Genomic DNA, 8,288 nt, shown 5'->3' on the forward strand with positions numbered 1-8,288 from the left:
GCTACGGCTACCCCCAGCAGGCACCGCCGCCGGCCGGCTACGGCTATCCGCAGCCGGGTCAGCCCCCGTACGGCGCACAGCCGCCCTACGGCGCGCAGCCGCCCTACGGCGCCCCGCCGCAGGGCCCGTACGGCACGGCCCAGTACGGCGCGTACCCGTACCCCCAGGCCCAGGGCGCCCCGCAGGGCGCCGCGCAGGGCAAGGGGAAGCTCGCCGTCATCGTCAGCGCGGCCGTCGCGCTCGTGCTGCTCGTGGGCGGCGGCGTCTGGTTCGCCACCCAGGGCGGTGACGACGACGGGAAGAAGGGCCAGGCGCAGTCCGGGACCGGCAGCGGCAAGGGCGGCAAGGAGACCGGCGGCAAGCCGCGGACGGTCGACGGCAAGCTGCTGTTCAGCCTCGACCAGCCGAAGGTCGACGACCTGGTCGACGTCAAGGGCATGTGGGTCACCGACAAGGTGTTCGCCAAGGCCGACGCCTACAAGATCAACGGCTACGGCCTCGGTGGCGGCAAGCAGTGGGAGGTCCCGCTCGACGGCGAGATCTGCTGGTCGTCCCAGCAGGCCACCGCCGACGGCAAGACGGCGGTCCTGACCAAGGCGAGCAAGCCCAGCGCCGCGCAGAAGTACGGCGGTCCGTGCAGCCAGATCGCCCTGATCGACCTGAACAGCGGCAAGAAGCTGTGGCAGAAGTCCGTCAAGGACGGCGACCGGGACATGTACTTCGACGAGGTGACCATCGGCGGCGGCACGGTCGCCGCGGGCGGCACCAGCGGCGGAGCGGCCTGGAGCCTGGACGGCAAGGAGCTGTGGAAGCCCAAGCCCGGCGACGACTGCCGGGACGACGGCTACGGCGGCGGCGCCAAGCTCGTCGCCGTGCGCCGCTGCGGCGACTACAGCCGGCCGCACATGCAGGTGCAGACCCTCACCCCGGAGACCGGCGCGATCAAGTCCAGCTACAAGGTGCCGGACGGCATCCAGTACGTCCACGTCGCCTCCACCGACCCGCTGGTCATCGCGGTCGACGCCGGCGGCAGCACGGGCAACGGCGCCTCCGACTTCATGTCGATCGACGACAGCGCCAAGGAAGGCCGGCTGAAGGCCAAGATCTCCACGCAGAACGGCACGTTCACGCCGAAGTGCCAATCGACCGACGTCGAGGGCTGCACCAAGCTGGCGATCGACAAGGACACGCTCTACCTGCCCTCCGAGGAGCACCAGAGCGGCAACGCGCAGCAGTCCGGCCGCGTCAACGAGGTCGTCGGCTTCGACCTGACCAGCGGGCAGTCGAAGGGCAAGGCGGAAGGCATCCCCGGTTCGGTCTTGACGCCGCTGTCGGTCGACAAGGATGGTTATGTCATCGGCTACCAGGACGCCACCTGGAAGGCGGGCGGCAAGGTGGTCCGGATCGATCCGAAGACGTTCAAGACCGATGTCCTGTTGAAGAATCCGGCCGAGTCCGCCGAGAGCGAGCAGAACCTGTCGCCCTCCTACAAGCAGGCCGTCTGGTCCGGCGGCCGGCTCTACCTGGGCAACACTTTCGCCAACAAGCCCCGCGCCGCGGGGCTCGGCACGGAGTACCTGGCCATGGTCTTCGGCGGGAGCTGACGCTGACCGTCCGGCGAACGATCACGTCGTGATCTTGCGCCATCACTGCCGTATCCCTGCCCATCCCGCGTACATGCCTGAACGATCCGTTTCAGTCTCGAAGTACACGCGATTGGCAGGGATTTCGGCATTCCGGGGGACTTCTCACCGGTAAGGGGCGCGGAACGTCGAACAAGCGTGTAGCTTCGCGGAGCAGGGCCAAAGTCGACGAAGAGCCGAGTCGACGAATGGACCGGACGACGAAACGACGGGCCGGCGCGGCACACGGGACACGGACCGGGGAGACGTACGCGGGCGGGGCGACAGGGGGGATGCGCATGGGCGTGCGGCTGATGGTGGTCGACGACCATCGCCTGCTGGCCGAGGCGCTCGCCTCGGCGCTGAAGTTGCGCGGGCACCGGGTGCTGGCCGCGGCCGCCCCGAGCGCGGGGGCGGCGGATCTGGTGGTCAGCCGCGCGCCCGAGGTCTGCCTGCTGGGGACGGCGGCGCCGGCGGAGCCGGGCGCCTTCGACCCGGTGGTGCGCATCAAGCGGGAGCGGCCGCAGGTGGCGGTCGTGGTGCTGGGGCCGGTGCCGAGCCCGATGGGGATCGCGGCGGCCTTCGCCGCCGGCGCCTCGGGCTACGTCCGGCACAACGAGCGCATCGAGGGCGTCGAGCGGGCCATGATGAAGGCGCGGGCCGGCGAGGCGGCGGTGGATCCGCAGCTGTTGCAGGGGGCGTTCACCGAGCTGCTCAATCCGGCCGCCCAGCCGGACGACGAGGGCGCCCGGCTGCTGCAGCTGCTGACCCCGCGCGAGGTCGAGGTGCTGGTGCGGGTGGCCGAGGGCGAGGACACCCGCCTGATCGCCGCGGGCATGGGGATAGCGCCGAGCACGGCCCGGACGCACGTCCAGCGGGTGCTGATGAAGCTGGGGGTCGGCTCCCGGCTGGAGGCCGCCGCCCTCGCCGCGCGCACCGGGCTGCTGGAGCGGGCCGCCGGCCGGACCGGGCGCGGAGGGCCGGGCGCGGCTAGCGTTCCTCCTCCGCGACGGGCGGCGGGGCCGTCGGGCGGAGCCTGAGCCAGACCAGGAAGAAGGCGCCGAGGGCGAGCATGCCGATGCCCGTCCACAGGTTGAGGTTGATGCCCTGCGCCTTCTTCAGGGCCGCGTCGGAGGCGGTCAGGCCCGCGATCGTGACGATGATCCCGTAGACCACGAACAGTCCGCCGATGATCCGCCGCACGTCGAAGAGCCGGGCGGCGGTGGCGGACCGGCGTTCGAGTTCCTCGACGTCGTGCTGGTATTCGAGCTCGTCGCTCATGGCTCACGCCTTCCGAATGGTCACAACGAGAACGGGATGTAGCAGGCGGCGGCCAGGACCACCGCGCCCCAGCCGAGCAGGGCCGGGCTGCGGTACCAGGCGGAATCGCCCTCGGCGGGGGGCTCGGCCATGCCGGGCGAGGTCGTGCCGTAGACCAGTCCGGCGAGTGCCTCGGCGGGCCGGGGCCGGGTGACGAGCGAGACGCCCGTCATCACCACCGCGCCGACGACGAACGCGACGATGGACGAGACGAAGTTGGCGCCCTGGTCGGAGGGGATGCCCACGACGCCCTGCTTGTAGAACCAGAAGTAGTTGACCATCGCGGCGAGCGTGCCGGACAGCAGCCCCCAGAAGCCCGCGGCGGCCGTGGCCCGCTTCCAGAACATGCCGATGATGAAGACGCAGAACAGCGGGACGTTGAAGAAGGAGAACAGCGTCTGGAGGTAGTTCATGATGTTGGAGAAGGAGGACGCGATGAAGGCCGTCCCCATCCCGATGACGACCCCGACCGCGGTGACGATCCGTCCGACGCGCAGGTAGTACGCGTCCTCGCGGCCGCGCCGCACGTAGGCGGCCCAGATGTCGTTGGTGAACACGGTGTTGAACGAGGAGACGTTGGCCGCCATGCCCGCCATGAAGGCGGCCAGCAGCCCGGTGACGGCCACGCCCAGCACGCCGTTGGGCAGCAGGTCCCGCATCAGCACCGGGATCGCGTCGTTGTAGCTGAGCCCGGAGCCGGCCTTGCCGAGCGCCGGCTCGACGGCCAGGGCGATCAGCCCGGGCAGGACGACGACCAGCGGGATGAACATCTTGGGATAGGCGGCGATGAGCGGGGTGCGGCGGGCGGCGCTGAGGTTGCGCGCGGACAGGGCGCGCTGGACCTCGGCGAAGTTGGTGGTCCAGTAGCCGAAGCTCATCACGAAGCCCAGCCCCAGCACGATGGTCAGCCAGTTGGCGCCCAGCGGGTTGGGATGGCCGATGCCGGTGCCGCCCCAGGCGCTGAGGAAGTCGTCGCCGTGCGAGGCGGTGAGGGTGTCCGACAGCCCGTCCCAGCCGCCGACGCGCTTGAGGCCGACGACGGTCAGCGGGATGAGAGCGGCGAGGATGACGAAGAACTGGAGCACCTCGTTGTAGATGGCCGAGGAGAGCCCGCCGAGGGTGATGTAGGCGAGCACGAAGAAGCCGGCGACGACGATGGCCACCCACTGCGGCCAGCCCAGCAGCGCCTGGAGCACGATCGCCATCGCGTAGAGGTTCACGCCCGCGATCAGCACCGAGGAGACGGCGAAGATGACCGAGCTGAGCAGGTGGGAGGCCGGCCCGTAGCGGTGCAGCAGGAATTCGGGGACGGAGCGGACCTTCGAGCCGTAGTAGAACGGCATCATCACCAGGCCCAGGAAGACCATGGCCGGGATGGCGCCGACCCAGTACCAGTGCACCGTGTAGACGCCGTACTGGGCGCCGTTGGCGGCCATGCCGAGGATCTCGGTGGCGCCGAGGTTGGCGGCGACGAAGGCGAGCCCGGTGACCCAGGCGGGCAGCGAACGGCCCGAGAGGAAGAAGTCCAGGCTGGTGCGGACCGAGCGGCGGGCCGCGAAGCCGATGCCCAGCACCACCGCGAAGTAGATGGCCAGGATCGCGTAGTCGAGCCCGTTGACGTGGAGCCGCAGCCCCTCGGCCAGATAGCGCATGGATCACCTCACCAGTGTTGACCGCGCTGTTGGGTCATGATTCCTTGTGTTCAGTTGTGTGGGAAGGTGTTGGGAGGAGTCCGTGTGAAGAAAACGGCCGCGCACAAGACGGCGATCCGGCTCGCGGACGGCCGCGAGCTGATCTACTACGACTCCCGCGCCGGCGCCCCGCGCACCGCCCCCGACCGGCGCCCGCTCGAAGCCACCGTCACCACCTGCGAGATCCGCCACGACCCGCTCCTCGGCGACGACGTCGCCATTGCCTCCCACCGCCAGGGCCGCACCTACTTCCCGCCGCCCGACCAGTGCCCGCTGTGCCCCTCGCGCGACGGCCTGCTCACCGAGATCCCGGCCCCCGACTACGAGGTCGCCGTCTTCGAGAACCGCTTCCCCGCCCTCGCCGGCGGCGCCGGCCGCTGCGAGGTCGTCTGCTTCACCGCCGACCACGACGCCTCCTTCGCCGATCTGAGCGACGAGCGCGCCGCACTCGTCCTCGCCGCCTGGACCGACCGGACCGCCGAACTGGCCGCACTGCCGTCCGTCGAGCAGGTCTTCTGCTTCGAGAACAGGGGCGAGGAGATAGGCGTCACGCTCGCTCACCCGCATGGCCAGATCTACGCCTATCCCTTCGTCACCCCCCGCACCGCACGGATGCTCGCCTCCGCCGCCGCCCACCGCGAGCGCACCGGCGGCCGCAACCTCTTCGACGACACCGTGGCCGCCGAACGCGCCGACGGCCGCCGCGTCGTCCTCGACGGCGCCCACTGGACCGCCTTCGTGCCCCACGCCGCCCACTGGCCCTACGAGGTCCACCTCTACCCCCGGCGCCGGGTGCCCGACCTGCTCGCCCTGGACGAGGACGCCCGCACAGAGTTTCCACAGATCTATCTGGAACTCTTGCGACGCTTCGACCGGCTGTTCGGCGAGGGGCAAGGGGACGGCCCGGGCGCACCCCCGACGCCGTACGTCTCGGCCTGGCACCAGGCGCCCCTCAGCGCTCGGGACCGCACCGAATTCGCCCTTCACCTCGAGCTCTTCACCATTCGCCGCACTGCCGGAAAGCTGAAGTTCCTCGCCGGTTCCGAGTCCGGCATGAACGTGTTCATCAACGATGTGCCGCCGGAGGCCGCGGCGCGGCGACTGCGAGAGGTAGCGAGCGAATGAGCAGCAGGACGTACCTGGTCACCGGCGGCGCGGGCTATGTGGGCAGCGTCGTCGCGGCGCATCTGCTGGCCGCCGGGCACACCGTCACCGTCCTCGACGACCTCTCCACCGGGCACCGGGAGGGCGTCCCCGACGGCGCGCGCTTCATCGAGGGGCGCGTGCAGGACGCGGCGCGCTGGCTGGACGGCTCCTACGACGCCGTCCTGCACTTCGCCGCCCACTCCCAGGTCGGCGAGTCCGTGGCCCGCCCCGAGGCGTACTGGCGCAACAACGTCGGCGGCACGATCGAACTGCTCGACGCCATGCGCGACGCCGGAGTCCGCACGCTGGTCTTCTCCTCCACCGCCGCCGTCTACGGCGAACCCGGCGCCGTCCCCCTCACCGAGACCGCCCCGACCGTGCCCACCAGCCCGTACGGGGCCACCAAGCTCGCCGTCGACCACATGATCGGCGCCGAGTGCGCGGCCCACGGACTGGCCGCCGTCTCCCTGCGCTACTTCAACGTGGCCGGTGCACACGGCCGTTACGGCGAGCGCCACGACCCCGAGTCGCACCTCATCCCGCTCGTCCTCCAGGTCGCCCTCGGCGAGCGCGAGGCGATCTCCGTCTACGGCGAGGACTACCCCACCCCCGACGGCACCTGCGTACGCGACTACATCCACGTCGCCGACCTCGCCGAGGCCCATCTGCTCGCCCTCGGCGCCGCCCGCCCCGGCGAGCACCTGATCTGCAACCTCGGCAACGGCAACGGCTTCTCCGTCCACGAGGTGATCGAGACCGCCCGCAAGGTCACCGGCCACCCCGTCCCGCAGCGCACCGCCCCGCGCCGCGGCGGCGACCCCGCCGTCCTGGTCGCCTCCGCCGACCGCGCCCGGCAGCGGCTCGGCTGGACCCCGGCCCGCCCCGGCCTCGCCGGCATCATCGAGGACGCCTGGGCCTTCGCCCGCCACGTCCGGACGGAGCACGCATGAGCACCCAGCGGGCCGTCGAGGGCTTCCAGGACACCTTCGGCACCACCCCGGCCGGCGTCTGGGCCGCGCCCGGCCGGGTCAACCTCATCGGTGAGCACACCGACTACAACGAGGGCTTCGTCATGCCCCTCGCCCTGCCCCTCCTCACCCGCGTCGCCGCCCGCCCCCGCGAGGACGGCCTGCTGCGCCTGCACTCCGACGGCGTGCCCGGCGGCACCGTCGAGCTGGCCCTCGACGGCCTCGCGCCCGGCGGGGTCTCCGGCTGGGCCGCCTACCCGGCCGGGGTCGCCTGGGCCCTGCGCACGGCCGGGCACCCCGTCGGCGGCGCGGACCTGCACGTCCACAGCGATGTGCCGGTGGGCGCGGGCCTGTCCTCCTCGGCCGCCCTGGAGGTCGCCACGGCCTTCGCCCTCGCCGAGCTGTACGACACCGGCCTCGGCCGGGAGGAGCTGGCGCTGCTGGCCCAGCGCGCCGAGAACGACTTCGCCGGCGTCCCCTGCGGGGTCATGGACCAGTTCGCCGCCGCCTGCTGCTCGGCCGGGCTCGCCCTGCACCTCGACACCCGCGACCTGGCCCGGCGGCAGATCCCCTTCGACCTCGCCTGGTGGGGCCTGCGCCTGCTCGTCGTCGACACCCGCGTCGACCACTCCCTCGGCTTCACCGAGTACGCCGCCCGCCGCGCGGCCTGCGAGGCGAGCGCCCACGCCCTCGGCGTACCCGCCCTGCGCGACATCCCCTACGAACAACTGCCCGAGGCGCTGGAGAAGGTGCCCGATCCCGCCCTGCGGCCGCTCGTACGGCACGTCGTGACCGAGAACCACCGCGTGGAGCGCGTCATGGCCGTTCTCGACGCGGGTGACCCACGGCCCGTCGGCCCGGTCCTGACCGAGGGCCATCTCTCCCTGCGCGACGACTTCGCCGTCTCGTGCCGCGAACTCGACCTCGTCGTCTCGGCGGCGACCGCCGCGGGCGCGCTCGGCGCGCGGATGACGGGCGGCGGGTTCGGGGGCTCGGCGATCGTCCTGGTGGAGGAGGGCGACGCGGAGCGGGTGGAGGAGGCCGTGCGCGCGGCCTTCGCCGCGGCGGGTCTCGCGGAGCCGAGGGTGTTCCCGGTGGTGCCGGGGGAGGGGGCCCGGAGGGTCGGCTGACCGTTCGACCGGACCCAGCTCGCTCAATACCGAACAGAAAGCACACCACAACCACCGGTGACGGCCAGGTTTCGTGAATCCCCCTCCCCGGCCCCACCCCCGCCGTACGCTGAAGAACAGGCGTCGGTGGGGGCCGACGCTGATCAGGGGGCGAGACAGGCAGGTACGACGCCCGGGGGCGGGGAAGTTGCCGAAGCGCGCGGCGGCGGCCGTGCGTGTGGCGGCCGCGGTCCGGGCGCCGTACCCGCACTGGTTCGTCCGCCGGGATTTGGGGGTGGCCGTGGCACGTATTCGGGTACTGGTGGTCGACGACCACCGCATCTTCGCCGAGTCGCTCGCCGCCGCCCTCGCGGCCGAGCAGGACGTGGACGTCTCGGCGGCCGGCAGCGGGCCGGCCGCGTTGCGCGCGCT

At 71.9% G+C, this 8,288-nt stretch carries 7 protein-coding genes and 1 pseudogene; 6 read left to right on the forward strand and 2 right to left on the reverse strand.

Annotation, left to right across the window (positions count from 1 at the left end; translation table 11 throughout):
* A partial coding sequence (locus AB0K09_RS25010; protein WP_366067623.1) for a hypothetical protein occupies positions 1-1,604 on the forward strand: 1,604 nt, incomplete at its 5' end.
* Positions 1,605-1,921: 317 nt separating this feature from the next.
* Positions 1,922-2,662, forward strand: a complete 741-nt coding sequence (locus tag AB0K09_RS25015; RefSeq protein ID WP_366067624.1) for a LuxR C-terminal-related transcriptional regulator — start codon at positions 1,922-1,924, stop codon at positions 2,660-2,662.
* Here the strand turns inward: AB0K09_RS25015 and AB0K09_RS25020 are convergent.
* Together AB0K09_RS25020 and AB0K09_RS25025 are read right to left on the reverse strand one after the other, a co-directional pair.
* Complete coding sequence (locus tag AB0K09_RS25020; RefSeq protein WP_366067625.1) at positions 2,613-2,903, reverse strand: hypothetical protein; 291 nt, start codon at positions 2,901-2,903, stop codon at positions 2,613-2,615. The genes AB0K09_RS25015 and AB0K09_RS25020 overlap by 50 nt on opposite strands.
* 20 nt (positions 2,904-2,923) lie before the next feature.
* Complete coding sequence (locus tag AB0K09_RS25025) at positions 2,924-4,594, reverse strand: sodium:solute symporter family protein (protein WP_366067627.1); 1,671 nt, start codon at positions 4,592-4,594, stop codon at positions 2,924-2,926.
* Between the two features lie 84 nt (positions 4,595-4,678).
* On the opposite strand from AB0K09_RS25025, the gene galT reads away from it, so the two are divergent.
* From galT to AB0K09_RS25045, 4 genes and pseudogenes are all read left to right on the forward strand, one after another.
* Positions 4,679-5,758 carry a galactose-1-phosphate uridylyltransferase gene (gene galT, locus AB0K09_RS25030; RefSeq protein ID WP_366067628.1) on the forward strand — a complete coding sequence of 360 codons (1,080 nt, stop codon included), beginning with the start codon at positions 4,679-4,681 and terminating at the stop codon, positions 5,756-5,758.
* Positions 5,755-6,729 (forward strand): UDP-glucose 4-epimerase GalE, encoded by a 975-nt coding sequence (galE, locus tag AB0K09_RS25035; protein WP_366067629.1) that lies wholly within the window; start codon positions 5,755-5,757, stop codon positions 6,727-6,729. The genes galT and galE overlap by 4 nt, the downstream gene beginning before the upstream one ends.
* Positions 6,726-7,877 carry a galactokinase gene (gene galK, locus AB0K09_RS25040; protein WP_366067630.1) on the forward strand — a complete coding sequence of 384 codons (1,152 nt, stop codon included), beginning with the start codon at positions 6,726-6,728 and terminating at the stop codon, positions 7,875-7,877. Before galE ends, galK begins: the two co-directional genes overlap by 4 nt.
* Before the next feature lie 268 nt (positions 7,878-8,145).
* Positions 8,146-8,288, forward strand: a pseudogene (locus tag AB0K09_RS25045) (DNA-binding response regulator); the annotation flags it as partial.

The organism is Streptomyces sp. NPDC049577 (assembly GCF_040675635.1).
Classification (GTDB): domain Bacteria; phylum Actinomycetota; class Actinomycetes; order Streptomycetales; family Streptomycetaceae; genus Streptomyces.

Bases quoted from the DNA above. Each gene is read 5' to 3' on its own strand.
- AB0K09_RS25015 (WP_366067624.1), top strand. From the start codon at position 1,922: ATGGGCGTGCGGCTGATGGTGGTCGACGACCATCGCCTGCTGGCCGAG.
- AB0K09_RS25020 (WP_366067625.1), bottom strand. From the start codon at position 2,903: ATGAGCGACGAGCTCGAATACCAGCACGACGTCGAGGAACTCGAACGC.
- AB0K09_RS25025 (WP_366067627.1), bottom strand. From the start codon at position 4,594: ATGCGCTATCTGGCCGAGGGGCTGCGGCTCCACGTCAACGGGCTCGAC.
- galE (WP_366067629.1), top strand. From the start codon at position 5,755: ATGAGCAGCAGGACGTACCTGGTCACCGGCGGCGCGGGCTATGTGGGC.
- galK (WP_366067630.1), top strand. From the start codon at position 6,726: ATGAGCACCCAGCGGGCCGTCGAGGGCTTCCAGGACACCTTCGGCACC.